Raw genomic sequence first — 24,645 nt, 5'->3', positions numbered from 1 at the left:
GCATCAGCGCGTCGCGGCCCAGCCAGCGCCGCGGCGCCTCGTCGAGCAGCACCACCGCCAGCGCCACCAGCGACATGCCCTGGTGGTGCGCCATGACGGTGTCGACCCGCACCGGCTCGCCGGGCCGCTCCTGGCGCGAGACGGTGAAGTCCAGCGCCTCGATGAAGCCCAGCGGGCCGCGGGCCCGCAGGTCGCCCAGGCGCTGCAGGTTGGCCATCGCCTCGGGCAGGTCGACCATCAGCGCCATCACGGTCGCGTAGGGCGCGATCACGCGCTCGTCGGGCGGGGTGCGCCGCAGCGCCAGCCGCGCCGCGCCCTGCGGGCCGTACTGGTAGGCCAGCGTGTGGTCGCGCGCCGCATGCGCGGACTCCGACACGCCCCAGGGCAGGCCGTCGCGCACGCCCTGCGCCCGCTGCTCCTGCACCGCCGCGCGGGCGGCCTGGTCGAGCACGCTGCCCTGCGGCTCGTCGAGCACCAGCGAAGGCATCAGGTACTCGAACATCGAGCCCGACCAGGAGCGCAGGCCCACCTGGTCGCCGATCGCCGCGAAGGGCCGGCCCAGCGCCGACCAGTGCCGCACCGGCACGTCGCCCTTGGCGATGGCCAGCAGGCTGGTCAGGCGGCATTCCGAGGCCAGCAGGTCGTAGTGGCTGCCGTCGAGCTGGCCGCTGTCGGCGCGCAGGCCGATGTGCAGCAGCCGGCGCACCGGATCGAAGAGCATCGCGTAGTCGGGCGCCAGCGCCAGCGTGCGGCAGCGCGCCGCCAGCTCGCGCAGCCGGCTCTCCAGCGAGGCCGGCGCGCGCAGGTCCTCCAGCAGCGCCTCCAGCGTGTCGAGGTGGTCGCGCAGCAGCCACAGGCTGCGCTCGTCGCCGCCCGGGGCATCGACCTCGGGCACGCGCTGCCACAGCGCGTCGAGCTCGGTGCGGGCCTCGGCCAGCCACTGCGGCAGTAGCGCGAAGTCGGCCTCGTCGACCGGCGGCAGCTCTCGCATCGGCGCCAGCTGCGCCAGACGATGCGTTACCCGTCCGGCCAGCAGCGCCGGCCGCAGCGGCGCCAGGCGCTGCGCCGATTCGCCCAGCGCCAGCCGCAGCATCGGCTGGCCGTGCCAGAGCTGCGGCTGCGTCGCCAGCTCCTCGCAGGCGCCGGCCACCGCCAGCAGGTGGCCGCCGAGGTTGCCGCTGTCGACCGTCGAGACATAGGCCGGCGGCAGCACCGCGAGCGTGCGGGTGTCGTACCAGTTCAGGAAATGGCCGCGGTGGCGCGGCAGGCGCTCCAGCGTCGACAGCGTCGCGTCGAGGCGGCGCACCATGTCGCCGACGCCGATGAAGCCGAAGGCCCGCGCGGTGGCCACGCCCAGCAGGTACATGCCGATGTTGGTCGGCGAGGTGCGCGAGGCGATCATCGGCTGCGGGCTGAGCTGCAGGTTGTCCGGCGGCAGGTGGTTCTCCTCCGCCGTGACGGTGCGCAGGTAGAAGCGCCAGGTGTCGCGCGCCAGATGGCGCAGCGACTGGCGCACCGGCTCGGCCAGCGGCGCCGGCGGCGGCCCCGGCACCCGGGCGCCCCAGGCGACCCAGACCGGCGCCAGCGCCCACAGCAGGGCCAGGCCGAGCGCCCAGGGCAGCGTCGCCGCCGGGCCGGCCAGCGCCAGCACGCCCGCCAGCGCGGCGGCGGCCAGCGTCGTCGGCGCGTGGCGGCGCGCCAGCGCCGGCAGCGCGGTGCTGGCAGCCGCGGCCGCAGACGCCGCAGTCGTCCATTCCAGCAGGCGCCGGCGCGACACGCACTGGCGCCACAGCGCCCGCGCGATCGCGTCCAGCGACAGCAGCGCCTGGTCGAGCAGCAGCGCCAGATGCCAGGCACCCGCCCCCAGCGCGCGGCTCATGTCCGCCAGGCCGCGGCGCCAGAACAGGCCCAGCGAGATGTCGTCGCGGCTCGGCGCCAGACCGGCGACCGTTCCCAGCAGCGGCCCGATCGCGTGCGCCAGCAGCGCCAGCAGCAGCACCCGGCCGGGCGGCAGCACGCCGGTGGCCAGCGCCAGCACGATCAGCGCCAGCGTCGCCGGCGCCACCAGCGAGCGGCGCAGGTTGTCGACCATCTTCCAGCGGCTGATCAGCGCCATCGGCCAGCGCCGCGGCGCCAGCAGGAAGGGCAGCAGCTGCCAGTCGCCGCGGGTCCAGCGATGGATGCGCGAGGCCGCGACATCCGGATGCCCGGGCGCGTCCTCCACCAGCGTCACATCGCTGACGCCGGCGCAGCGCGCGATCGCGCCCTCGAGCAGGTCATGGCTGAGCACATGGCCTTCGGGCAGGCGCGCGCCCAGCACCGCGTGCAGCGCCTGCACGTCGAGCAGGCCCTTGCCGGTGAAGGTGCCCTCGCCGTGCAGGTCCTGGTAGATCTCGGAGCTGGCGGCGCTGTAGGGATCGATGCCGCCCTGGCCGGCGAAGAGGCGGTGGAAGCGGGTGCGCGCGGCGCGGGCCGCCAGCGGCAGCGCCACCCGCGGCTGCAGGATCGCGTGGCCGGCGACGACGCGCCGGTGCTGCGCGTCCAGGCGCGGCCGGTTGAGCGGATGCGCGGCGATGCCGACCAGCTCGAGCAGCCGCCCCGGTGGCATGTCGGTGTCGCTGTCGAGCGTCATGACATGGCGCACCGGATGGCGCACCTGCGTCAGAGCGTCGAGCGCCAGGAAGGGTGAGGCGGGCGGCGCGGCGCTGCGGCCGGCCTCGTCGAGCCAGCCGACGAGCTGCTCGAGCTTGCCGCGCTTGCGCTCGTGGCCGATCCAGCGCGCCTCGGTGCTGCTGTAGCGGCGCATCCGGTGCAGCAGCAGGAAGCGCGGCGCGGCCGGCGCGTCGCGGTCGGCCGCGCCGCCGGCCGGGCCGTGCACCCGGTTGAGCGTGCGCAGCGCCTGCTCGGCATGCTGCAGCAGCGCCTCGTCGTCGTCGGCATGCGGCGTGGAGGCGTCGGCCCAGTCGCTCAGCAGCGCGTACTGGACCTGCGGATCGCGGGTCGAGAGGTGATGCTGCTCGAGCTGCGCGACCAGCTCGTCGGTCTGCGCGTCGGACGAAAGCATGCACGGGATGACCACCAGCGTGCGCCGCTGCGGCCCCAGGCCCTCGTCGAGCGCCAGCCGCGGCAGCCGCGCCGGAGGCACCGACTCGCTGATCAGCCGGTTGACCAGGCTGACGACCAGCTCGCTGACCGGAAAGGCCAGCAGCAGCGCGGTCAGCGCCAGCAGCCCGGCCGACCAGGACGCGGCGGCCGCGCCATGCGGCATCAGCCAGGCCACCATCAGCAGCGTCGGCAGGCCCAGCGCCGCCAGATGCAGGCCGGCACGCCAGCGCCGGCTGGCGGCCAGCCGCTCGGTGAAGCCGGCCGGCGGCAGGCCGAGCGCCTGGCGCAGCGCCTCGCGCCCGGCGCCCAGGCACCAGTGGCCCGGCGCCGCCTCGGGCGCGTCCGGCGCCGGCGCGGCGTCGACGCGGCGCATCAGCTCGGCGGCGACCCGCGATTCGGGCAGGCCGCCGTCGAGCGCCAGCTGCTCGACCGCGCGCAGCGTCTCGTCCTGCGTGTCCTGGCGCTCGGCGGCGAAGACCGGCGAGCGCGCCAGCGTGCGCACCGTGACGCTGACGCCGGCGATCAGCTCGCGCCACTCCAGCCGGTCGATGCCGCGCAGCGAGGTGATGGCGTTGCGCACGCTCTGGTGGTCGCGCGTCATCTCGTCGTGCAGCTGTGCCTGCGCCGCGGCCGGGTCGGGCAGGTGCGTGTCGAGCCAGACCCGCAGCCCGGCATGCAGCGCATGCGGCACGTCGGCCTCGCGCAGCGAGAGCTGCAGCGCGAAGGCCTGCAGCACGCCGCGGCGCGACAGCGCCTGGCCCAGGTGCTCGAGCTCGGCCAGCGCCGCCGGCGCATGCGCCTGCTCGAGCCACGAGTGGGCGCGCTCGCGTGCGTCGAGCATCGCCGCGGTGCGCTCAGCCAGGCGGCGCAGGTTCTCGATCAGCACCAGGCGCAGCGTCGTCGGCAGCGCCCACAGCTCCGCCAGCGACAGCTCGCGCTCGCGGTCATAGGCCTGCAGGAAGGCGCACAGCAGCTCGGCGTCGAGCCCGCTGTCGCTGTGCGCGACCCAGGCCCAGGCGATGCCGTAGATGCGCGGCAGCCCGTCGAGCGGCTCGCCACACAGCACCGGCAGCCGCGCGAAGTAGCGCGCCGGCAGCTGCCGGCGCACCTCGTTGACCTGCTCGTCGATCAGGCTGGCGTTGTCGAGCAGCCATTGCGCCGCCGGCCCGAGGTTCAGCCCGTCGCGCGACAGGCGCTCCAGCGCCGCCACCGCGCCGCGGATCACCGCGATGTTCTCGTCGAGCCGCGGGAAGAAAGGCACCGCGGCCGGCGCACGCACCGCACGGCATTCGTGCGAGAGCGCCAGCCGCGCGGCGTGCTGCTCGAAATGGCCTCGCCCGAACAGCACCGAGCGGATCGGCGGCTCGATCGGGAGGGGAACGGGGGCCGCGGTCGTCTCGACCGCCTCGCTCGCCGCTGCAGCCATCCGTCAGGACCAGGAAGCCGCCAGCGGCAGCACCGCCACCGCGACCATCACGGTCGTCACGAAGCGGCCGGCCACGCGCGCATGGACCCGCTCGGCCAGGCAGCCCAGCGCGAACATCGGGCCGCGCGCATGGCGGCACTGCCCCAGGTGGGCACGCAGCGTGTGCAGATGGTCTTCAAGCAGCAAGGCGGGGGTCAGGGCGCTGGCCGGTCGCGTCGGTGTCATGGAATCTCCCTGGCGTGTCGTGTTGGATGTCGTGTCGGATGAGGTCGGGTCAGCCCTTGGCGACAACCAGGCGGTTGTCGACCGCGACCACGCCCTTGACCGCCTTGGCCAGATCGCTGGCACGGCGGCGCGAGCTGTCGTCCGGCGCCGAGCCCTTGAGCTCGACGCGGCCGTTCGAGGTGTCGACATCGATCTTCAGCGCGCTCAGCTTCGGGTCGCCGGCCAGCGCGGCGTTGACCGCGACGGTGATGCCGGCGTCATCGACGCTGGCGCGGGCTTCGGCGGTGGCTTCCTTGGCGTCGGCCACGGCGGCATCGGTGCCGGCGCGTACCTCGGCGGTGGCTTCCTTGACCTCGGCCTTGACCTCGGCGGCCGCATCGCGGGCTTCCGCCTTGGCCACTTCGGTGCGCTGCTCGGCCGCGGCGACAGCGCCGTCGATCTTCTGGCCGACGGTGCGATCGTCATCCGGCTTGCCGCAGGCGGCCAGCGTCAGACCCAGCACCGCCGTGGCGGTGAGGGTCAGCACGCGGCGGGCGGCGGGGGTCGAGAGGGAGAGCATGTGGGAGAGGCGGGAGGCGTTGCGCGGGGTGTTCATGTCGGGCTCCTGGAATGGGGGGCGGGGGTGGGTTCCCGCCTGCGCGGGAATGACGGGAATGACGGGGAACGAAGGGCGTGGCGTGAAACGACGGGGCTGCCGAGGCGACTCAGGGCGGGTCGTCGCGGGCATCGGCGCGGGCCGGCAGGCACAGCGCCAGCAGGGCACCGGCGGCGGCAGCCAGCGCCACCGCCTTCAGCGGCTCCTCGCGCACCCAGGCCAGGGCCTCGTCGTGCATCCGGGCCAGCAGGCCGGACAGGTCGGACGGGTCGGGGCCGGCCGCCGGATCGAGCGGGCTCGGCGGGCCGACAGGATCGACCGGATCAAGCGGATCGGAGTTCATGCGTCGTCCTGCGTCAGGTGCGGCGGATCAGGCCCATCACGAAGCTGACCAGCGCCATGACCAGGAAGACGATGAAGAGGATCTTGGCGATGCCGGCCGCACCGGCGGCGATGCCGCCGAAGCCGAACAGCGCGGCGATCAAGGCGATGACAAAGAAGACGACGGCGTAGTGCAGCATGGCGGGCTCCTGGGGCGGAAGGTGATTCCGGGGGGTTTCGGGGGGTGCCGGCGATGCGCCGGGCATGGAGCCACTTTAGGAACGCCACCGGCCTGCGACCATCGGGCCGCAGCCGCGTCGCGGTGTGGGCCTGAGGGCGTGCGCCCTGTAGGAATGCGCCGACTGCGTCGGCCGCACATCGGCCCTAAACTGCGTGAAGCCGTTCACGCGCCGCCGCGCTCGGCACCGAATCCACCAGGAGAGCCCCATGATCCGTGTCGCCATCGTCGACGACCACGCCATCGTCCGCGCCGGACTGAGGCAGTTCTTTTCCGAGCAGGTCGACCTGCGCGTGACCGGCGAGGCCGCCAACGGCCGCGAAGCGGTCGATCTGGTGCGCCGCGGCGAGGTCGACGTGATGGTGATGGACCTGTCGATGCCCGAACACGGCGGCGTCGACGCGCTGGCCGCGATCCGCGCGCGCGCACCCGATCTGCCGGTGCTGATCCTCAGCGGCTTTCCCGAGACGCACTACGCCACCACGCTGCTGCGCCAGGGCGCCAGCGGCTATCTGAACAAGGAATGCGATCCGGAGGAGATCGTCCGCGCGATCCGCACCGTCTACCGCGGCCGGCGCTACATCACCGCGCCGGTGGCCGAACTGCTGGCCGACAGCCTGGGCGGCAACCCCGACAAGCTGCCGCACGAGCAGCTCTCCGAGCGCGAGTTCCAGGTCTTCCTGCGGCTGGCCAAGGGCGAGACCATCGGCAACATGGCCGACAGCATGTCGCTGAGCGTCAAGACCGTCAGCACCTACCGCACGCGGGTGATGGAGAAGATGAAGCTCGAGTCCAACAGCGACCTGACCTACTACGCGCTGAAGAACGGCCTGATCGTCTGACCCGGCCACGCCGGGCCGGGGGCCTCAGGCCTCGCGGTCGCGCAGCGCCGCCTCCAGCGCGTCGACGAACATCGCCGCCACGTCGAAGCCGGTCTGCTGGGTGATCTCCTGGAAGCAGGTCGGGCTGGTGACGTTGATCTCGGTGACGCACTCGCCGATCACGTCGAGCCCCACCAGCAGCAGGCCGCGCGCGGCCAGGATCGGGCCCAGGTGCTCGGCGAGCTCGCGGTCGCGGCGCGACAGCGGCTGTGCCACGCCCCGGCCGCCGGCGGCCAGATTGCCGCGCACCTCGCCGCCCTGCGGAATGCGCGCCAGCGCGAAGGGTACCGGCATGCCGCCGATCAGCAGGATGCGCTTGTCGCCCTGCGCGATCTCCGGCAGGAAGCGCTGCACCATGATGGTGGTGGCGCCGTCGTCGGTCAGCGTCTCGATGATCGAGCCCAGGTTCATGCCGTCCGGGCCGACCCGGAAGATGCCCATGCCGCCCATGCCGTCGAGCGGCTTGAGAATGATGTCCCGGTGCTCGGCGTGGAAGGCACGGATCGCCTCGGGCTGACGGGTCACCAGCGTCGGGCCGATCAGCTCGGGAAACTCCAGGATCGCGAGCTTCTCGGGATGGTCGCGCAGCGCGGACGGCCGGTTGAAGACCCGCGCGCCCTCGCGCTCGGCCTGCTGCAGCAGGTGGGTGGCGTAGATGTACTCGGCGTCGAAGGGCGGGTCCTTGCGCATCAGCACCGCGCCGGTCTCGGCCAGGACGCATTCGCCCTCGGCCAGCACCTCGAACCAGTCGGCCTGCTCGCGCCCGGTCAGCGCCAGCGTGCGCGCACGCCGCGCCACGACGCGGTGGCCGCGCACCCACACCAGATCGCTCGGCTCGCAGACGATCAGGCGGTGGCCGCGCCGGGCGGCCTCGCGCATCATCGCGAAGGTCGAGTCCTTGTGGGTCTTGAACGTTTCGATCGGGTCGGCGACGAAGAGCAGGTCCATGGTCGTTCAGGCCGCGGGCGCGGCACTCGGGTGGGGTTCGCGGCAGTGTTGCACAGGCCGCGCGGCCCTGCCGTGACCCGGCTCAGCCCGCGCGCAGCCGCATCACCGCCACGCACAGCGTGCCGGCGACCACGCCCCAGAAGGCCGAGCCGATGCCCGCCATCGACAGGCCGCTGAGCGTGACCAGGAAGGTCACCAGCGCCGGCTCGCGCCAGGTGAGATCGCCCATCGCCGCAGCGAGCCCGCCGCCGATCGTGCCCAGCAGCGCGAATCCCGCCACCGCCAGCACCAGCGCCTTCGGGAAGGCCCCCAGCAGCCCGGCCACCGCGCCGGCCGCCAGCCCCACCGCCAGATAGAACAGCCCGGCCATCACCGAGGAAGTCCAGCGCCGCGCCGGATCCTCATGGGCCTCGCGGCTCATGCAGATCGACGCAGTGATCGCCGCCAGATTGAGCGCGTAGCCGCCGAAGGGCGCCAGCAGCAGCGTGGCCACGCCGGTGGTGGCGATGACCGGCGAGACCGGCGTGTCGTAGCCGGCGGCCTTCTGCGCCGCCACGCCGGGCAGGTTCTGCGAGGCCATCGTCACCACGAACAGCGGCAGCGCGACGCTGAACAGGCCGCGCCAGGTGAATTCCGGTGCCATCCAGACGGGGGCGCCCAGGCGCCAGTCGACCGCCTCCAGGTGCATGCGCCCGGTGCCGGCGGCCACCAGCAGGCCCGTCAGCAGCACGCCCGGCACCGCGTAGCGCGGCCACAGCCGCCGCCCGAGCAGATAGGCCAGGAACATCGAGCCCACCAGCAGCGGATCGCCCGGCATCGCCGCGAAGGCGTCGAGCGCGAAGCGCGCCAGCACGCCGCCGAGCAGCCCGGCGGCCAGCGGCTGCGGAATGCGGTCCATCACCCGCGCGAACAGGCCCGTCGCACCCGACAGCGCGATCAGCAGCGCCGAGACCACGAAGCCGCCGATCGCCTCGGGCAGCGTGACGCCGGCGGCGGCGCTGACCAGCATCGCCGCGCCGGGCGTCGACCAGGCGGTCAGCACCGGACGGCGGTACCAGAGGCTCAGGCCCAGGCTGGTGAGCCCCGTGCCGACGCAGGTGGCCCAGATCCACGAGGTCACCTGCGCCGCGTCGGCGCCGAGCGCCTGCGCGGCCTGGAAGACGACGACGATGGAGCTGGTCACGCCGACCAGCATCGCCACGAAGCCGGCGACGACCGCCGACACGGAGAGATCGCGGCCGAAGGCCGTCAGGCGGTTCACTGCGGGGTGCGGGCGGGCAGCAGGGACATCAGAAGGTGTAGCCGTCTTCGGCCTTGACGTCGCCGAGCTGCTCGAGCAGGCGCGCCAGCGGCGTCAGCACCGAGTAGCGCATCGCCACATGGTGCGCGTAGCGCCAGACCAGCGGCAGGTCCTTCAGGTAGCCGTCCTTGCCGTCGCGGTGGGACAGGCGCGCGAAGATGCCCAGCACCTTCAGATGGCGCTGCAGGCCCATCCACTCGAGGTCGCGCCAGAACAGGCCGAAGTCCTCCTGCACCGGCACGCCGGCCTTGCGGGCACGCTCCCAGTAGCGCGCGGCCCAGTCGATCTGGATCGCCTCGTCCCACTCGATGTAGGCGTCGCGCAGCAGCGAGACCACGTCATAGGTCACCGGGCCCCAGACCGCGTCCTGGAAGTCGAGGATGCCGGGCCGGGTCGCGTCGCCCTCGGCGTTCACCATCAGGTTGCGGCTGTGGAAGTCGCGGTGCACCAGCACGGCCGGCTGGGCCTCGCAGGTCTTCAGGATCAGCTCGAAGCACTTCTCCAGCTGTTCCTTCTGCCTGGCGTCCAGCGTCACGCCGCAGTGGCGCGCGACATACCACTCGGGGAAGAGATCCAGCTCGCGGCGCAGCAGCGCGCGGTCGTAGGCCGGCACCTGCGCCTGCGCGTCGATCTTCTGCAGCACGATCAGCGCGTCGAGCGCGCCGCGGTACAGGGTGTCGGCCGCCTTCAGGCCCTCGCGGGTGGCGAAGTCCTGCGCCTGCAGCTCGGCCAGCAGCGTGCGCGCGCCCAGGTCGGACAGCAGCAGGAAGCCCTGCGCCTCGTCCCAGGCCAGCACCTCGGGCGCGTTCAGCCCGGCCGTGCCCAGCAGGCCGGCGACCTGCACGAAGGGGCGGCAGTCCTCGTGGCTGGGCGGCGCGTCCATGATGATCCGGCTGCGGCCGTCGGCGGCATCGACGCGGAAATAGCGGCGGAAGCTCGCGTCGGCGCTGGCCGGGCGCACGCTGGCGGCGTCCAGGCCGTGCGCGGCGGCCTGCACGGCCAGCCACTGCGCGAAGGCCGCGCGGCGCGCGTCATCGCTCCAGGCGATCTCGGTGGAGGAGGACGACGGAGCGGGCGAGGTGGGCAGGGAATCGGCGGTGGTCACGGGCGGAACGGGGCTGCGTGAAATAATCGGCCGATTCTAGCGAGCCGCCCTTGCCGCCCCTGCCGACTTCCCGCCCCTGCTCTCGTCCGCTGCCGCGCCCGCGATCGCTCTCGCCGGTGGCCCGGGCCTGCGTCTGCCTGCTGCTGCACGGCCTGGCCGCGCCCGTCATCGCCCAGGAGGCCGCCTGCCGCCCGGCCGCGCCGGCCTGGGTGCGCGAGGGCGGCCTGCAGCTGCCCTGGGTGAGCCCGAACGCGGCGGAGCCCTCTGCCGAGGCGGCAGCCGGCGGCGAGGATCCGATCCTGGTCGAGGCCGATCGCCTGATCGGCCAGACAGGCCAGTCGCTGCGGGCGGAAGGACGGGCCACGCTGCGCCGCGGCCTGCTGTCGCTGCAGGCCGACCGCATCGAGTACCGCCAGGACGACGACCGGGTGCATGCGCTCGGCACGGTGCGGCTGCAGCGCGAGGACAGCCATTTTCTCGGCACCGAGCTGGACCTGCAGACCGAGCATCAGGAGGGCTACTTCCTGTCGCCGCGCTTCTACCTGGGCCGCACCCAGGCGGGCGGACGTGCCGAGCGGGTCGACTTCATCGGCCGCAACCGCATGGTGGTGAGCCGGGCCAGCTACAGCAGCTGCGATCTGGTCGACGGCGAGACGCCGGCCTGGGAACTCAGCACCCGGCGGGTGCGGCTGGACTTCGACGCCAACGAGGGCCTGGCCGAAGGCGCGGTGCTGCGCTTCCAGGGCGTGCCGATCCTGGCGCTGCCGGTGATGAGCTTTCCGGTCACCGAGGCGCGCAAGTCCGGCTGGCTGCCGCCGATGATCAGCACCTCCAGCACCACCGGCCTGGGCGTGTCGGCGCCCTATTACTGGAACATCGCGCCCGAGCAGGACATGACGCTCACGCCCACGCTGATGAGCAAGCGCGGCGCGGCACTCGAGACCGAGTACCGCTACCTGCAGCCCGGCTGGAGCGGCGAGGCCAATCTGTTCGCGCTGCCCAACGATCTGCAGACCGGCCAGCAGCGCTGGGCGCTGCGCTCGGAGCAGCGCGGCGCCTTCGCCGCGGCCGGCGGCCTGCGCTACGACTGGAGCCTGCTGCGGGTCTCGGACGGCGACTACTGGAAGGACGGCCTGCGCGGCGCCGAATCGCTGACGCCGCGGCTGCTGTCGAGCCGCGGCCGGCTGGAACAGCGCCGCCGCCTGCGCGCCACCCCGCTGGGCGAAGTCGACCAGCAGCTCTATGCCCGGGTGCAGCGCTGGCAGCTGCTGCAGGACAGCGGCTCGAGCACCCGCATCGTCGCGCCCTACCAGCGCGCGCCGCAGGCCGGTGCGCGCTGGAGCGATCCGGGCGGCGGGCCGCTGCAGTGGTCGCTGCAGACCGAGGTCAACCAGTTCGTGCATGCCGACGCCGACCAGATCCAGGGCAGCCGCGCCCACCTGCTCGGCCAGATCGCGCTGCCGCTGGGCGACGCCGGCTGGCGGCTCACGCCGCGCCTGAGCCTCAACAGCGCCGCCTACCAGACCGACCGGCCGATGAGCGACGGCCGCCGTCGCGCCCACCGCACCATTCCCGGCTTCAGCGTCGACAGCGCCTGGACGCTCGAGCGCGAGACCGCCGCCTTCGGCCGCGCGCTGGTGCAGACGCTCGAGCCGCGCCTGCTCTATGCGCTGACCCCGTGGCGCGACCAGTCGGCGCTGCCGGACTTCGACAGCGCGGCGCTCGACTTCAACGCCACGACCGTCTTCTCGGACAACATCTTCTCCGGCATCGACCGGGTGTCGGATGCCAACCAGGTCACCGCCGGCCTGACCACCCGCTACCTGGACCGCTCCAGCGGCGCCGAGCTGGCGCGCTTCGGCATCGCGCAGCGCTACCTGCTGCGCGACCAGCGCATCACCGCCGACGGCGTGCCGCTGTCGAACCGCTTCTCCGACCTGCTGCTGCAGGCCTCGATCGGAGTGGTGCCGGACTGGACGCTCGACACCTCGGTGCAGTTCAACCCCGACACCGACCGCCTGGTTCGCACCATCACCAGTGCGCGCTGGTCACCGGGGCCGCTGCGCACGCTCTATGCCAGCCACCGCCTCAAGCGTGGCAGCAGCGAGCAGCTCGCGCTGGGCTGGCAGTGGCCGCTGGCCGATCTGGGCCGTCCGCTGGCCGGACTGCTGGGCAGCCGTGTCGCACCGGCGTCGTCCTCGGCCGGCGACTGCCGGGGCCGCGTCTACGGCGTCGGCGCGCTCGACTACAGCCTGCGCGACCGCCGGCTGAGCGGCGCCATCGTCGGCTTCGAGTACGACGCCGGCTGCTGGATCGGCCGGGTCGTCGCGCGCCGGCAGTCCACCAGCGCGCAGAACGCCTCGACGCAGCTGATGCTGCAGCTCGAGCTGGTCGGCCTGTCCCGGCTCAGCGCCGGCAGCAACCCGCTGTCGATCTTGAAGGACAATATCCCCGGCTACCAGCTGCTGCGCGACCCGCGCGGCGCAACCGCCGACAACTCCGGTGCCCCCTGATCCCGCCATGTCCGAGCCGACGTTCCCGCCTTCCGATCCGCGCCGCACGGCGGCCTCGCCGTGGCAGCGCCGCCTCGGTGTCCTGCTGGCCACCGCGCTGCTGTGCGGAGCCCTGCCGGCCCAGGCCCAGAGCGGCGGCAGCACCCGCAAGCCCGCGCGCACGCCCGCCACGCCCAAGGTCGCCCCGGCCCCGGTCACGCCTGCCGCACCCGCCACACCGGCGGCGGCGGTGCCTGGGGCTGCAGCCGCCGAGGCGGCCGCCGCGCCGGCCAGTCGCCGTGGCGGCGACCACATCGTCGCGATCGTCAACCGCGAGCTGGTGACCAACAGCGAAGTCCAGCTGCGGGTGGCCCGCATCGAGCAGGAAGCCGCCCGCAGCGGCACGCGCCTGCCCGACCGCGACACGCTGCAGCGCGAGGTGCTCGACCAGCTGATCGACGAGCGCGCCCAGCTCAGCCAGGCCCGCGAGAGCGGCACCCGCGTCGACGAGGCCGAGATCGATCGCGCGCTGGCCAATGTGGCCGCGCAGAACCAGCTCAGCGTGGCGCAGCTGCGCGAGCGGCTGCGCGCCGAGGGCATGGACTACGTGCGCTTCCGCGAGACGCTGCGCGACCAGATGCTGCTCGAGCGGGTGCGCGAACGCGAGGTCCAGGGCCGCATCCGCATCGTCGACGCCGACATCGAGAGCTGGCTGACCGAGCAGCGCCAGAAGAACGGCGCCGCCACCGAATACAACGCCGCGCAGATCCTGCTGGCGCTGCCGGAGAACGCCACGCCCGACCAGGTCGCGCAGAAGCGCCAGCTCGGCGTGACGATCCTGCAGCGCCTGCGGGCGGGCGAGGATTTCGCCGCGCTGGTGCGCGAGTTCTCCGACGCGGCCAAGGACAACGGCGGCGAGCTCGGCCTGCGCCGCGCCGACCGGCTGCCCGATCTCTTCGTCGACGCCCTGACCCCGCTGCGTGCCGGCGAGGTCGCGCCCCAGGTGCTGCGCTCGGGCGCCGGCCTGCACATCCTGAAGCTGGTCGAGCGCCGCGACGCCGCGCTGACGGTCACCCAGCAGCGTGCGCGCCACATCCTGCTGCGCCCTGGCGCCGGCCTGACGCAGGAGACCATCCTGCGCCGCATGGCCGGCTGGAAGCGCCAGGTCGAGGCCGGCAGCGCCCGCTTCGAGGACCTGGCGCGCCAGCACTCGGAAGACGGCAGCGCCGCCCAGGGCGGCGATCTCGGCTGGGCCGGTCCCGGCCAGTTCGTGCCGGAGTTCGAGCAGGCGCTGTCGGCGCTGCGCCCGGGCGGCCTCTCCGATCCGGTCGTCTCGCGCTTCGGCGTGCACCTGATCCAGCTGCTGGAACGCCGCGAGGTGCGCCTGGACGTGCGCGAGCAGCGCGAGCTGGCCCGCAACGCGCTGCGCGAGCAGAAATCCGAAGAGGCCTATGCCGAGTGGGCCCGCGACGTGCGCGCCCGCGCCTATGTCGAGCTGCGCGACCCGCCGGGGCCGTGATGTCGACCGCCTGCCCTGCCTGACCACCCTGCACGACCGCCCGCCTGCGCGGGCTCCCTCCCTTGAAGCACATTCCCCGCAAGCGCTTCGGCCAGCATTTCCTGACCGACACCGGCATTCTCGACGCGATCGTGCGCGCCATCGACCCGCGCCCTGACGAGATCCTGGTCGAGATCGGCCCCGGCATGGGCGCGATGACCGATCCGGTGGTCGAGCGCTGCGAGCGCCTGACCGTCATCGAGCTGGACCGCGACCTCGCCGCCCGGCTGCGCCGCCGCCCCGAGCTGAACGTGGTCGAGTCCGACGTGCTGAAGGTCGATTTCCGCGCGCTGGCCGACTCGCTGGGCGCGGCCCCGGGCAGCGGCCGGCGGCTGCGCGTGATCGGCAACCTGCCCTACAACATCTCCAGCCCGATCCTGTTCCACCTGCAGGACGCAGTCGACCTGATCGAGGACCAGCATTTCATGCTGCAGAAGGAGGTGGTCGACCGCATGGCCGCCGCGCCCGGCAGCAAGGACTACGGCCGGCTGTCGGTGATGCTGCAGTGGCGCCAGGAGGTCGAATCGCTGATCGACGTGCCGCCGGAATGCTTCGATCCGCCACCGCGGGTGGATTCGGCGGTGGTGCGGGTGGTGCCCAAGGCGGTGGCGCCGGCACTGGATGCGGCGCTGCTGGGCGAGCTGGTGACGGTCGCCTTCTCGCAGCGGCGCAAGGTGCTGCGCAACACCCTCGGCCGCTGGCTCGAGGGCCGCGAGGGCGTGCCGGACTTCGACCTGCAGCGCCGCGCCGAAGAGGTGCCGGTGGCGGACTACATCGCGCTGGCCGCAGCGCTGTCGCCCCGCCGCTGACCCCGGGTCGGCGCTGGATGCTGCGCTGAAATGCGCAGGGCCCGCACGCGGCGGGCCCTGTCCATGGATGGCGAATCCGGCGGGTCGGCATCAGCCGACCCTGGCATCAGTGCAGGCTCATGCAGCCACGGCGACCAGCGCCGAGGTGTCGAAGGCGCTGCTCATCACCGGCATGTGCGGCGCGAAGGCCGGCGCGGCGTTCTTGCTTGGCCGCGGCGGCGGCTTGACCGGCTCCTGGGCGACTTCCGCCCGCTCCCATTGCCCGTTGTCCTGGGAGCGGGCTACTGAAAAGAATAGAAGCACCGGAAGGGAATCTTCCGTTCGGCCCAGAAGTCGGCCGTGTCGCGGAAGACATCGAGCAGCTGCTCGCGTCCCTCGCGGTCGAACTTGGCGCTGTCGGGCAGCTGCTCCAGCACCACGACGAAGCCGGGCTGCGTGCCCGACTTGCAGACCAGATCGGTCATGCAGTCATGCAGCGCATCCAGGTTCTTGCCGAAGTGGGCCGGGAACAGGAAGGCCCGGGCGATCGTCTCCAGCACCTCCTGCTTGGTGGTGGCGCCGGAGAGATTGGCGTACAGGAAGTGGTGACCCAGATCCTGGGCCGCCGACATGAGGTCGTCCACACGGAAGGCGCGGATCGCCTGCACGATGTTCGGACGCACGGTCTGCATAAGCATGGTGGATGGTCCCTTGGGGCTCTCGATCCTCGAGGAACTCACGGCGCGATGCGGCGGAAGCTCGCGTAGTGGTCCTGCGTGTAGTAACAAACGTCCGGAGTCTTCGGCTCTCTGCCGCCGCACACGATGCGCCGCGCGCCCCGGTCGCGCGATCCCGGAGTCGGGACGGTGTATTCTCTGTAGTATCCTCGCGTCTGTCGCGGCAGCAGCCTTTCCCGGTTGCCGAAGACGCTGCCGTCCTTCTCCGGATGGCGGAAGGGCCCGCCGGCCAGGATCTGCCGATGCACCTCGCCGGCCTCTTCCGGCAGCTCGGTCAGCGACACGGCCGCCGAAGCGGCGGACTCGGAGAGTTCCTGCGAGGACCGCGCCAGAGCGGGCGGAGACACGGCCAGCGCGCCAGCCAGCATGGAGCCGGCCACCAGCACATGGAGCGCCGCAGCAACGAAACGCCCGCGAGTTGCCCTGGCAAGCCATGGAACCGCAGGTCGAGCCTGATCTGACACGGGTTTTCCTGAATCGTGGAGGGGCGATGGTAGCGAATCGGGGCCCCGATCTCAAGCCTTCTGCCTCAATTTTCAGCATGCCGACAGGGACAAGCCCCCTGGCGCGGGACGCCGAGGGGGCTTGTCCGGGCGGAATCCGGACCGGATCCGCAGGAATCATGCAGGCGATGCCACCGGGCCGGATCACCCGACCCATGCCGATCAGCGCGTCGCGTTGGCGTCGGCGACCGTCAGCGCGGTCATGTTGACGATGCGCCGCACGGTGGCAGAGGGCGTCAGCACATGCACCGGCTTGGCCGCGCCGAGCAGCACCGGACCGATCGCGATGCCGCCGCCGGCGGTCGTCTTCAGCAGGTTGTAGCTGATGTTGGCCGCGTCGATGTTGGGCAGCACCAGCAGGTTGGCCTCGCCGACGAGCGTGCTGCGCGGCATCAGCTCGGCGCGATAGGCCGGGTCGAGCGCGGCGTCGCCGTGCATCTCGCCGTCGACCTGCAGGTCGGGCGCACGCTCGCGCAGCAGCGCCAGCGTCTCGCGCATCTTCACCGCCGAGGGCTGGTTGCTCGAGCCGAAGTTCGAGTGCGACAGCAGCGCGACCTTCGGGACGATGCCGAAGCGGCGCATCTCCTCGACCGCCAGCAGCGTGATCTCGCAGAGCTGCTCGGCGCTGGGGTCGTAGTTGACATGGGTGTCGACCAGGAAGACCTGGCGGCCCGGCAGCACCAGGCCGTTCATGCAGGCGTAGGTCTTGACGCCAGGGCGGCGGCCGATCACCGGGTCGATGTACTGCAGGTGGTAGGAGGTCGAGCTCCAAGTGCCGCAGATCATGCCGTCGACCTCGCCCTTGTGCAGCAGCATTGAGCCGATCAGCGTCATGCGCCGGCGCATCTCGATCTTGGCGAGTTGCTCGGTGACACCCTTGCGGTCCATCATGCGATGGTAGGTTTCCCAGTAGTCGCGGTAGCGCGGATCGTCGTCGATGCTGACGATCTCGTAGTCGCGACCCTCCTCCAGGCGCAGGCCGAGCTTCTCGATGCGGGTGCGGATGACCGCGCTGCGGCCGATCAGCACCGGGAAGGCCAGACCCTCGTCGACGACGACCTGCACCGCGCGCAGCACCCGGCGGTCCTCGCCCTCGGCGTAGGCGACGCGGCGGGCCTTGGCGCGCTTGGCCAGCGCGTAGATCGGCTTCATCACCGTGCCGGCGGCATAGACGAAGGCGCGCAGCTTCTCGACATAGGCGTCCATGTCGGCGATCGGGCGCAGCGCCACGCCGCCCTCGGCCGCCGCACGCGCCACCGCCGGCGCGATCTGCATCATCAGGCGCGGATCGAAGGGTTTCGGGATCAGGTAGTCCGGGCCGAAGGTCAGCGTCGCGCCACCGTAGGCGGCCGCGACCACGTCGTTCTGCTCGGCCTGCGCCAGCTCGGCGATGGCGTGGACCGCGGCGATCTCCATCTCGTCGGTGATCGTCGTGGCGCCGCAGTCCAGCGCCCCCCGGAAGATGTAGGGAAAGCACAGGACGTTGTTGACCTGGTTCGGATAGTCGGTGCGGCCGGTGGCCATGACCGCGTCGTCGCGCACCTCGCGGACCTGCTCCGGCATGATTTCCGGGTTCGGGTTCGCCAGCGCGAAGATCAGCGGCTTCGGTGCCATCGAGGCGACCATGTCGGCCTTGAGCACGCCACCGGCCGACAGGCCCAGGAAGATGTCGGCGCCGGCGATCGCCTCGCGCAGCGTGCGCAGCTCGGTCTTCTGCGCGAACTCGGCCTTGTCCGGGTCCATCAGCTCGGTGCGGCCCTCGTAGACCACGCCGGCCAGGTCGGTCACCCAGATGTTCTCGCGCGGCAGGCCGAGCTTGACCAGCAGGTTGAGGCAGGCCAGCGCCGCCGCGCCCGCGCCCGAGGACACCAGCTTGACCTCCTGGAGCGACTTGCCGACCACCTTCAGGCCGTTGAGCATCGCCGCACCCACGACGATGGCGGTGCCGTGCTGGTCGTCGTGGAAGACCGGAATCTTCATGCGCTCGCGCAGCTTGCGCTCGACATAGAAGCAGTCCGGCGCCTTGATGTCCTCCAGGTTGACGCCGCCGAAGGTGGGCTCGAGCGCCGCGATGATGTCGACCAGCTTGTCGAGGTCGTTCTCGGCGATCTCCAGGTCGAAGACATCGATGCCGGCGAACTTCTTGAACAGGACGCCCTTGCCCTCCATCACCGGCTTGGACGCCAGCGGGCCGATGTTGCCCAGGCCCAGCACCGCGGTGCCGTTGGTGACCACGGCCACCAGATTGCCGCGGCTGGTGTAGCGGAAGGCATTGGCAGGATCGTCGACGATCTCCTCGCAGGCGGCAGCCACGCCCGGCGAGTAGGCCAGGGCCAGATCGCGCTGGTTGACCAGCTGCTTGGTCGGCGCGATGGCGATCTTGCCGGGCGTCGGGAACTCGTGGTACTCGAGCGCGGCGCGGCGCAGTTCGGCTTGTTTCTGTTCGGACATGGTCATGGGTGGATTCCGCGGGGAGAGAGTCGGGCGTCTCGATCTCGGGGTCGACAGGCTGGCCGATCCGGAGCGGCTGGCGATTGTAGGAAGCGGGGGGCCATCATGCGCGGCCCGGTCTGACCGCTCGTCGCATGGGGCCATGCGCGGTGCGCATGAGCAGGAATCATCGCCGCCCGGACGGGCAGGTTCATCCGAGGAACTGCGTAGCCGCCCCCCCGGGGCAGGCCGGGAATACTGCGATCATGTCCGACATGCCGCTGCCCGACCCGCAATCGATGATCTTCGGACTGTCGCGCCGCTGGCGTGGCACGCCGCTGTGGGTGGCGCTGGTGGCATTGGTGGCCCTGGTGCTGGCCGCGCTGCTGTGGATGACCTGGCAGCATGAGCAGGCGCAGGTCCAGGAGGCGACCGACACCGCCGCCCAGGCCGCCGCGGCCGATGTGCGCCAGCGCCTGGGCGACGACATGCAGGCGCTGCAGCGCCTGCTCTGGCAGAGCGCCGACGGCCCCGGCTGGCACCTGCAGGCCGAGGCGCTGCTGCGCGCCAGTCCCGAGATCATCCGGGTCGAGCGGCGCGACGAGCGCTTCACGGTGATCGACGCGGTGCGCTCGCCGGCCTATCCGCAGCAGTTCAGCAGCATTCCGCGCAGCGCGATGTCGGTCGATGCGGAGATCGCCTGCGCCACCGCGCGGCGCTTCTCGGCGCCAGCCTTCTCGCGCAGCTATTTCCTGCCTTCGGCCGGCGGCCTGGGGCTGGAGGTGGTGGACCTGTGCGTGCCGCAGCCCACCGATGGCCGCGCCGGCACCGCGCTGGTGGCCACGCTGGTGCTGCAGGACCTGCTGCGCGAGGCGGTGCCGGCCGAGGTGGCGCGGCGCCACGAGGTGCTGCTGGTCGAATCCGATGGCACCCGGCTTGCGCGCACCGGTGCACGACGCGGTGCCGGCGTCTTCGTGGCCGACCGGCTGGTCGACATCTCGGGCTTTACCGTGCTGCTGCGGCTGGACAACCTGGGCGGGCGCCCGCCGCTGATCCCCAACCTGAGTGCGGCGCTGGTGGTGATGCTGTCGGTCGCGCTCAGCGGCGTGCTGGTGGTGCTGCTGCACGATGTGCGCCGGCGCACCGCCGCCGAGCAGGCGCTGGCCGAGGCGCTGGCCTTCCGCAAGGCGATGGAGGACTCGCTGGTGACCGGCCTGCGCGCGCGTTCCTCCGACGGGCGCATCACGCATGTCAACGCCGCCTTCTGCCAGATGGTCGGCTTCAGCGCCGAGGAGCTGCTCGGCGCGACAGTGCCGCCCTACTGGCCGCCGGAAATGGTCGAGACCTACACCCGCCGCCAGGCCGAGCGCAACGCCGGCGACACGCCCCCGCGCGAGGGCCACGAGACGCTGTTCATGCGCCGCGGCGGCGAGCGCTTCCCGGTGCTGATCTTCGAGGCGCCGCTGGTGGACGCGCGCGGCCGGCGCAGCGGCTGGATGAGCACGGTGCTGGACGTGAGCGCGCAGCGCCGCATCGAGGAGCTCTCGCGCCAGCAGCAGGAAAAGCTGCAGGCCGCCGCCCGGCTGGCGACGATGGGCGAGATGGCCACGCTGCTCAGCCACGAGCTCAACCAGCCGCTGGCGGCGATCGCCAGCTACGCCACCGGCTCGCTGAACCTGATGCCCGCCACCGAGGACGAGCCTGCCGCCGACCTGGAGACGCAGCTGATGATCCGCCAGGCGATGGTGCGCATGGCCGAGCAGGCCGAGCGCGCCGGGCGGGTCATCCGCAGCGTGCACCAGTTCGTGCGCCGGCGCGAGCGGCTGCGCGAGAACGTGCGCACCACCGAGCTGATCGAGGCGGTGCTGCCGCTGGTGCGCCTGGCCGCGCGGCGCAGCCACACCCGCATCGAGGTCGACATTCCCGAGCCGCCGCCGCGGGTGTCGTGCGACCGCACGATGGTCGAGCAGGTGCTGCTGAACCTGGCGCGCAACGGCATCCAGGCGATGGAGGACGAGGCGGTGGCGCCGGCCGGGCGCGAGCTGCGCCTGGAGGTGCGCGCCCAGGGCGAGCGCTGGGTCGAGCTGCGCATCATCGACCGCGGCCCCGGCATCCCGGAGGAGATCGCGCGCCAGCTCTTCACGCCCTTCTTCACCACCAAGCCCGAGGGCATGGGCATCGGCCTGGCGATGTGCCGCACGGTGGTCGAGCAGCACGGCGGCGCGCTCGACTTCGAGGCCGGCCCCGATGGTCGGGGCACGGTGTTCCGGTTTACCCTTCCGGCCTCGGCGCCGGCGGCGCCCCCCTCGTCCAGCACCTGAGTCATGACCCAAAGCGCACGCGTCCAGCACACCAGCGGCACCGTCTTCGTCGTCGATGACGAGGAGGTGCTGCGCGATGCCCTGTCGTGGCTGCTGCGCTCGCGCCGGCTGCTGCCGCGGGCCTTCGCCTCGGCCGACGACTTCTGGGCCGCGGCCGAACGCGGCGACGTGAGGCCCGACTCGCCCGCCTGCCTGCTGCTGGACATGCGCATGCCCGGCATGAACGGCATGGCGCTGTTCGAGCGCCTGATCGAGAACGGCTGGCTCGGCCTGATGCCGGTGATCTTCCTGACCGGACACGCCGACGTGGCCACCGCGGTGATGGCGGTCAAGCGTGGCGCCTTCGACTTCGTCGAGAAGCCCTTCTCGGACAACGCGCTGGTCGACCGGGTGGTCGAGGCGCTGGCGCGCAGCGCCGAGGCGCTGGCGCAGCGCCACGAGCGCGAGGGCCTGCGCCGCCACCTCTGCGAGCTGACCGAGCGCGAGCAGGAGGTGATGCGCCTGGTCATCGCCGGCCGGGCCAACAAGCAGATCGCCGACGAGCTCGACATCAGCGTGCGCACCGTCGAGGTCCACCGCGCGCGGGTCTTCGACAAGATGGACGTGAAGTCGGCGGTCGAGCTGGCCAACCTGCTGCGCGGCGCCGGCCTGGACTGAACGACGCCTCGCCGCGCGACAGCGGCGAGAATGCGCGCATGGCCCTCGGAGAATTCGACCTCATCGCCCGTCACTTCACCCGCCCGGTGCGGCGCAGCCCGCTTGGCGTGGGTGACGACTGCGCCCTGATCGCGCCGGCCGCCGGCATGCAGCTGGCCGTCTCCAGCGACATGCTGGTGGAGGGGCGACATTTCCTGTCCACCGTCGCGCCCGAGCGGCTCGGCCACAAGGCGCTGGCGGTCAATCTGTCGGACCTGGCGGCCTGCGGCGCGCGGCCGCTGGCCTACACGCTGGCGCTGTCGCTGCCGCGCGCCGACGAGGCCTGGCTGGCCACGCTGGCCTCGGGGCTGCACGCGCTGGCCGACCGCCACGACATCGAGCTGGTCGGCGGCGACACCACCGCCGGGCCGCTGAACCTGTGCATCACCGTGTTCGGCGAGGTGCCCGCGGGCGACGCGCTGCTGCGCAGCGGCGCGCGGGCCGGCGACGACCTGTGGATCAGCCACCCGGCCACGCCGGACGAGCCCGGCTGGCTCGGCGAGGCGCGGCTGATGCTGGAGATCTTCCGCGGCACGCCGGGCGTGCGCACCGAGGGGCTCGACCTCGACCGGCTGCGCCTGGCGATGGAATGCCCGCAGCCGCGGGTGGCGCTCGGGCTGGCGCTGCGCGGCGTGGCGCGCAGCGCGATCGATGTCTCCGACGGCCTGCTGGGCGATCTCGGCCATGTGCTGCGCCGCTCCGGCGGCCTGGGCGCGCGCATCGAGGCGGCAGCGCTGCCGCGCAGCGCGGCGATCCTGCGCCAGCACGAGGCGCTGCAGCTCGAATGCCTGCTCGCCGGCGGCGACGACTACGAGCTGCTGTTCAGCGCCGACCCGGCCGACCGCGACACCGTGTCCGCGCTGGCGGCGCGCGCCGGCTGCGGCGTGACCCGCATCGGAGCGCTCGGCGCGGCGGGCACGCCGCTCGAGGTGGTCGACGCCGACGGCCGGCCGCTGGCCACCGCCTGGGCCTCCTTCGACCATTTCCTCAGCCGGTGATCCCAAGCCGATGAGCATCGATCTGCGTTTCCTGATCGCGCATCCGGCGCACTTCATCGCGCTGGGAGCGGGCAGCGGACTGAGCCGCATCGCGCCCGGCACGGTCGGCACGCTGTGGGCCTGGATCGGCTTCGTGCTGCTGTCGAACTGGCTCGACGCCACCGCCTGGGGCTGGACGCTGCTGGCCGGCCTGCCGCTGGGCTGGTGGGCCTGCACGCTGACCGCCCGCCATGCCGGCATCGACGATCCCGGCTTCATCGTCTGGGACGAGGTGCTGGCCTTCTGGCTGGTGCTGTGGGTGCTGACGCCGGCCACGCCGGTGATGCAGCTCGTCGCCTTCGGGCTGTTCCGCTATTTCGATGCAGCCAAGCCCGGCCCGGTGCGCTGGGCCGACCGCCGCTTCAAGGGCGGCGGCTGGCGCGGCGGCTTCGGCATCCTGTTCGACGATCTGGTCGCCGCCGGCTGCACCCTGTTCGTGATCGCCACCGCGATCACCTTCGCCCGGCTGCTGCACGGCCAACTCGCGGGATGATGTGATGACCGACTCCTCTTCCTCCGCCTCCTCCGCCCTGCCCCAGGCCCCTCATCCGGACCCGCATGCGGACCTGGACGCGCTGGCGGCCGCGCTGCGCGGCCGCGGCTGGCGCCTGGCCAGCGCCGAGAGCTGCACCGGCGGCCTGATCGCCGCGGCCTGCACCGATCTGGCCGGCTCGAGCGACTGGTTCGAGCGCGGCTTCGTCACCTACAGCAACGCCGCCAAGACCGAGCTGCTGGGCGTGCCGGCCGCGCTGATCGAGGCGCACGGCGCGGTCAGCGAACCGGTGGCGCGCGCGATGGCCGAGGGCGCGGCGCGCCACGCGCCGGTGCAGTGCACGCTGGCGGTCACCGGCATCGCCGGGCCCGGCGGCGGCAGCGCGGCCAAGCCGGTGGGCACGGTCTGGTTCGGCTGGACGCTGCCCGGACGCAGCTGGACCGAGGTGCGCCGCTTCGACGGCGACCGTGCCAGCGTGCGCCGCCAGACCCGCGACCACGCGCTGACCGTGCTGCTGGACGCGCTGCGATGAGCGTCCTGCTGGCCTGCGACTTCGACGCCGCCGACTGGGCCGCCTGGCGGCCCGCGCTGCAGGCGGCGCTGCCGGGCGAGCGGCTGCTGCTGCCGCAGGACCTGGCCGCGCAGCCCGCGCTGCGCGAGGACATCGATGTGGCCATCGTCGCCAATCCGCCGCCGGGGCTGCTGGCCGGGCTGCCGCGGCTCGGGCTGATCCAGTCGCTGTGGGCCGGCGTCGACCGGCTGCTGGCCGACCCGACGCTGCCGGCCGAGGTGCCGCTGGCGCGCATGGTCGATCCGGCGATGAACACCGCGATGGCCGAGACCGCGCTGTGGGCGGTGCTGACCCTGCACCGCCATTTCCATCTGTACGCCCGCCAGCAGCGCGCAGGCGTCTGGCAGGCGCTGCCCCAGCTGCGCGCCGACGAGATCAAGGTCGCCGTGCTCGGCCAGGGCCAGATGGGCGGCACGGTGATGCACGCGCTGCGCCAGCGCGGCTACCGCGCCGCCGGCTGGCGCCGGGGCGAGCCGCTCGAGCCGGTGCTGGCTGACTGCCGCATCGTCATCAACCTGCTGCCGCTGACCGCCGACACCCGCGGCCTGATCGACGCGGCCTTCCTGGCGCGGCTGCCGGCACGCGCCAGCCTGGTCAACCTGGCGCGCGGCGCGCATCTGGTCGAGGCCGACCTGCTCGCGGCGCTCGACGCCGGGCAGATCGCGCATGCGGTGCTGGATGTCTTCCACCAGGAACCGCTGCCGCCGACGCACCGCTTCTGGCGCCATCCGGCGGTCACGCTGCTGCCGCACGCCGCGGCGCAGACCGATCCGCGCAGCGCCGCACGCATCGCCGCCGCGGGCATCCGCGCCTGGCGCGAGGGCCGCACGGTGCCGAACCAGGTCGAGCGCAGCCGCGGCTACTGAGCGCCGCGC

The 24,645-nt window shown here is 72.7% G+C and carries 22 protein-coding genes; 10 read left to right on the top strand and 12 right to left on the bottom strand.

The window, feature by feature from the left end; translation table 11 throughout:
• From HZU84_RS20670 to HZU84_RS14720, 5 genes are all read right to left on the bottom strand, one after another.
• Nucleotides 1-4,531 (bottom strand): glucoamylase family protein (locus tag HZU84_RS20670; protein ID WP_310734046.1); only part of this gene is annotated, 4,531 nt, incomplete at its 3' end.
• A 3-nt stretch (nucleotides 4,532-4,534) separates the two neighbouring features.
• On the bottom strand, nucleotides 4,535-4,756 hold the full coding sequence (locus HZU84_RS14735; protein ID WP_149504782.1) for a hypothetical protein: 222 nt from the start codon (nucleotides 4,754-4,756) through the stop codon (nucleotides 4,535-4,537).
• 49 nt (nucleotides 4,757-4,805) lie between these two features.
• Complete coding sequence (locus tag HZU84_RS14730; protein WP_244954349.1) at nucleotides 4,806-5,351, bottom strand: BON domain-containing protein; 546 nt, start codon at nucleotides 5,349-5,351, stop codon at nucleotides 4,806-4,808.
• 109 nt (nucleotides 5,352-5,460) lie between these two features.
• Nucleotides 5,461-5,694, bottom strand: coding sequence for a hypothetical protein (locus HZU84_RS14725; RefSeq protein WP_149504783.1), 234 nt, complete (start codon nucleotides 5,692-5,694; stop codon nucleotides 5,461-5,463).
• A 13-nt stretch (nucleotides 5,695-5,707) separates the two neighbouring features.
• Nucleotides 5,708-5,872, bottom strand: coding sequence for a DUF1328 domain-containing protein (locus HZU84_RS14720; protein WP_149504784.1), 165 nt, complete (start codon nucleotides 5,870-5,872; stop codon nucleotides 5,708-5,710).
• A gap of 247 nt (nucleotides 5,873-6,119) precedes the next feature.
• On the opposite strand from HZU84_RS14720, the gene HZU84_RS14715 reads away from it, so the two are divergent.
• The gene (locus HZU84_RS14715) at nucleotides 6,120-6,752 is read left to right on the top strand and encodes a response regulator (protein ID WP_149504785.1); all 633 of its coding nucleotides are present in this window, start codon (nucleotides 6,120-6,122) and stop codon (nucleotides 6,750-6,752) included.
• A 24-nt stretch (nucleotides 6,753-6,776) separates the two neighbouring features.
• On the opposite strand, the gene gshB is transcribed toward HZU84_RS14715, so the two are convergent.
• From gshB to HZU84_RS14700, 3 genes are all read right to left on the bottom strand, one after another.
• The gene (gene gshB, locus HZU84_RS14710) at nucleotides 6,777-7,739 is read right to left on the bottom strand and encodes a glutathione synthase (RefSeq protein WP_149504786.1); all 963 of its coding nucleotides are present in this window, start codon (nucleotides 7,737-7,739) and stop codon (nucleotides 6,777-6,779) included.
• Nucleotides 7,740-7,821: 82 nt separating this feature from the next.
• The gene (locus HZU84_RS14705) at nucleotides 7,822-8,991 is read right to left on the bottom strand and encodes a benzoate/H(+) symporter BenE family transporter (protein ID WP_149505384.1); all 1,170 of its coding nucleotides are present in this window, start codon (nucleotides 8,989-8,991) and stop codon (nucleotides 7,822-7,824) included.
• Nucleotides 8,992-9,028: 37 nt separating this feature from the next.
• Nucleotides 9,029-10,126, bottom strand: coding sequence for an aminoglycoside phosphotransferase family protein (locus tag HZU84_RS14700; RefSeq protein ID WP_219340957.1), 1,098 nt, complete (start codon nucleotides 10,124-10,126; stop codon nucleotides 9,029-9,031).
• 134 nt (nucleotides 10,127-10,260) lie between these two features.
• Here HZU84_RS14700 and HZU84_RS14695 point away from each other — a divergent pair, with 134 nt between their 5' ends.
• The 3 genes from HZU84_RS14695 (at nucleotide 10,261) to rsmA (ending at nucleotide 15,003) form a co-directional block, all read left to right on the top strand.
• On the top strand, nucleotides 10,261-12,657 hold the full coding sequence (locus HZU84_RS14695; protein WP_180692976.1) for an LPS-assembly protein LptD: 2,397 nt from the start codon (nucleotides 10,261-10,263) through the stop codon (nucleotides 12,655-12,657).
• A 7-nt stretch (nucleotides 12,658-12,664) separates the two neighbouring features.
• Nucleotides 12,665-14,155, top strand: coding sequence for a peptidylprolyl isomerase (locus HZU84_RS14690; RefSeq protein WP_149504788.1), 1,491 nt, complete (start codon nucleotides 12,665-12,667; stop codon nucleotides 14,153-14,155).
• Between the two features lie 62 nt (nucleotides 14,156-14,217).
• Complete coding sequence (gene rsmA / locus HZU84_RS14685; RefSeq protein WP_149504789.1) at nucleotides 14,218-15,003, top strand: 16S rRNA (adenine(1518)-N(6)/adenine(1519)-N(6))-dimethyltransferase RsmA; 786 nt, start codon at nucleotides 14,218-14,220, stop codon at nucleotides 15,001-15,003.
• Between the two features lie 117 nt (nucleotides 15,004-15,120).
• Here the strand turns inward: rsmA and HZU84_RS14680 are convergent, their stop codons facing one another.
• The 4 genes from HZU84_RS14680 to HZU84_RS14665 all read right to left on the bottom strand — a co-directional run bounded on the left by HZU84_RS14680 (nucleotide 15,121) and on the right by HZU84_RS14665 (nucleotide 18,679).
• Entirely contained in the window at nucleotides 15,121-15,306 is a 186-nt protein-coding gene (locus HZU84_RS14680; RefSeq protein ID WP_149504790.1) for a hypothetical protein, read from the bottom strand.
• Nucleotides 15,285-15,833 (bottom strand): barstar family protein, encoded by a 549-nt coding sequence (locus HZU84_RS14675; protein WP_375139037.1) that lies wholly within the window; start codon nucleotides 15,831-15,833, stop codon nucleotides 15,285-15,287. Before HZU84_RS14675 ends, HZU84_RS14680 begins: the two co-directional genes overlap by 22 nt.
• Nucleotides 15,719-16,087 (bottom strand): guanyl-specific ribonuclease, encoded by a 369-nt coding sequence (locus HZU84_RS14670; protein WP_149505386.1) that lies wholly within the window; start codon nucleotides 16,085-16,087, stop codon nucleotides 15,719-15,721. The genes HZU84_RS14675 and HZU84_RS14670 overlap by 115 nt, the downstream gene beginning before the upstream one ends.
• 297 nt (nucleotides 16,088-16,384) lie before the next feature.
• A complete protein-coding gene (locus HZU84_RS14665) occupies nucleotides 16,385-18,679 on the bottom strand; it encodes an NADP-dependent malic enzyme (RefSeq protein ID WP_149504791.1) in 2,295 nt (764 codons plus the stop codon).
• Between the two features lie 239 nt (nucleotides 18,680-18,918).
• On the opposite strand from HZU84_RS14665, the gene HZU84_RS14660 reads away from it, so the two are divergent.
• From HZU84_RS14660 to HZU84_RS14635, 6 genes are read left to right on the top strand one after another with little or no spacing between them, the layout of a single operon-like run.
• On the top strand, nucleotides 18,919-20,973 hold the full coding sequence (locus HZU84_RS14660; RefSeq protein ID WP_244954350.1) for a sensor histidine kinase: 2,055 nt from the start codon (nucleotides 18,919-18,921) through the stop codon (nucleotides 20,971-20,973).
• Between the two features lie 3 nt (nucleotides 20,974-20,976).
• The gene (locus tag HZU84_RS14655) at nucleotides 20,977-21,630 is read left to right on the top strand and encodes a response regulator transcription factor (protein WP_149504792.1); all 654 of its coding nucleotides are present in this window, start codon (nucleotides 20,977-20,979) and stop codon (nucleotides 21,628-21,630) included.
• A gap of 38 nt (nucleotides 21,631-21,668) precedes the next feature.
• Nucleotides 21,669-22,667 (top strand): thiamine-phosphate kinase, encoded by a 999-nt coding sequence (gene thiL / locus HZU84_RS14650; protein WP_149504793.1) that lies wholly within the window; start codon nucleotides 21,669-21,671, stop codon nucleotides 22,665-22,667.
• A gap of 10 nt (nucleotides 22,668-22,677) precedes the next feature.
• A complete protein-coding gene (locus tag HZU84_RS14645) occupies nucleotides 22,678-23,199 on the top strand; it encodes a phosphatidylglycerophosphatase A family protein (RefSeq protein ID WP_149504794.1) in 522 nt (173 codons plus the stop codon).
• Between the two features lie 4 nt (nucleotides 23,200-23,203).
• Entirely contained in the window at nucleotides 23,204-23,731 is a 528-nt protein-coding gene (locus HZU84_RS14640; protein ID WP_149504795.1) for a CinA family protein, read from the top strand.
• Entirely contained in the window at nucleotides 23,728-24,636 is a 909-nt protein-coding gene (locus HZU84_RS14635) for a 2-hydroxyacid dehydrogenase (RefSeq protein WP_149504796.1), read from the top strand. Before HZU84_RS14640 ends, HZU84_RS14635 begins: the two co-directional genes overlap by 4 nt.
• The last annotated feature ends 9 nt before the right edge of the window (nucleotides 24,637-24,645 follow it).

The sequence above is a fragment of the Sphaerotilus sulfidivorans genome (genome assembly GCF_013426975.1).
GTDB classification, from domain to species: domain Bacteria; phylum Pseudomonadota; class Gammaproteobacteria; order Burkholderiales; family Burkholderiaceae_C; genus Sphaerotilus; species Sphaerotilus sulfidivorans.
Note: the sequence above shows the minus strand (reverse complement) of the source record. Positions and strands in the feature narration are given on the sequence as shown.

What these genes read in the sequence shown, in the direction of transcription:
- HZU84_RS14735 (WP_149504782.1), bottom strand. Translation starts at nt 4,756, where the DNA reads ATGACACCGACGCGACCGGCCAGCGCCCTGACCCCCGCCTTGCTGCTT.
- HZU84_RS14730 (WP_244954349.1), bottom strand. Translation starts at nt 5,351, where the DNA reads ATGAACACCCCGCGCAACGCCTCCCGCCTCTCCCACATGCTCTCCCTC.
- HZU84_RS14725 (WP_149504783.1), bottom strand. Translation starts at nt 5,694, where the DNA reads ATGAACTCCGATCCGCTTGATCCGGTCGATCCTGTCGGCCCGCCGAGC.
- HZU84_RS14720 (WP_149504784.1), bottom strand. Translation starts at nt 5,872, where the DNA reads ATGCTGCACTACGCCGTCGTCTTCTTTGTCATCGCCTTGATCGCCGCG.
- HZU84_RS14715 (WP_149504785.1), top strand. Translation starts at nt 6,120, where the DNA reads ATGATCCGTGTCGCCATCGTCGACGACCACGCCATCGTCCGCGCCGGA.
- gshB (WP_149504786.1), bottom strand. Translation starts at nt 7,739, where the DNA reads ATGGACCTGCTCTTCGTCGCCGACCCGATCGAAACGTTCAAGACCCAC.
- HZU84_RS14690 (WP_149504788.1), top strand. Translation starts at nt 12,665, where the DNA reads ATGTCCGAGCCGACGTTCCCGCCTTCCGATCCGCGCCGCACGGCGGCC.
- HZU84_RS14670 (WP_149505386.1), bottom strand. Translation starts at nt 16,087, where the DNA reads ATGCTGGCTGGCGCGCTGGCCGTGTCTCCGCCCGCTCTGGCGCGGTCC.
- HZU84_RS14665 (WP_149504791.1), bottom strand. Translation starts at nt 18,679, where the DNA reads ATGACCATGTCCGAACAGAAACAAGCCGAACTGCGCCGCGCCGCGCTC.
- HZU84_RS14660 (WP_244954350.1), top strand. Translation starts at nt 18,919, where the DNA reads ATGTCCGACATGCCGCTGCCCGACCCGCAATCGATGATCTTCGGACTG.
- HZU84_RS14655 (WP_149504792.1), top strand. Translation starts at nt 20,977, where the DNA reads ATGACCCAAAGCGCACGCGTCCAGCACACCAGCGGCACCGTCTTCGTC.
- thiL (WP_149504793.1), top strand. Translation starts at nt 21,669, where the DNA reads ATGGCCCTCGGAGAATTCGACCTCATCGCCCGTCACTTCACCCGCCCG.
- HZU84_RS14645 (WP_149504794.1), top strand. Translation starts at nt 22,678, where the DNA reads ATGAGCATCGATCTGCGTTTCCTGATCGCGCATCCGGCGCACTTCATC.
- HZU84_RS14640 (WP_149504795.1), top strand. Translation starts at nt 23,204, where the DNA reads ATGACCGACTCCTCTTCCTCCGCCTCCTCCGCCCTGCCCCAGGCCCCT.
- HZU84_RS14635 (WP_149504796.1), top strand. Translation starts at nt 23,728, where the DNA reads ATGAGCGTCCTGCTGGCCTGCGACTTCGACGCCGCCGACTGGGCCGCC.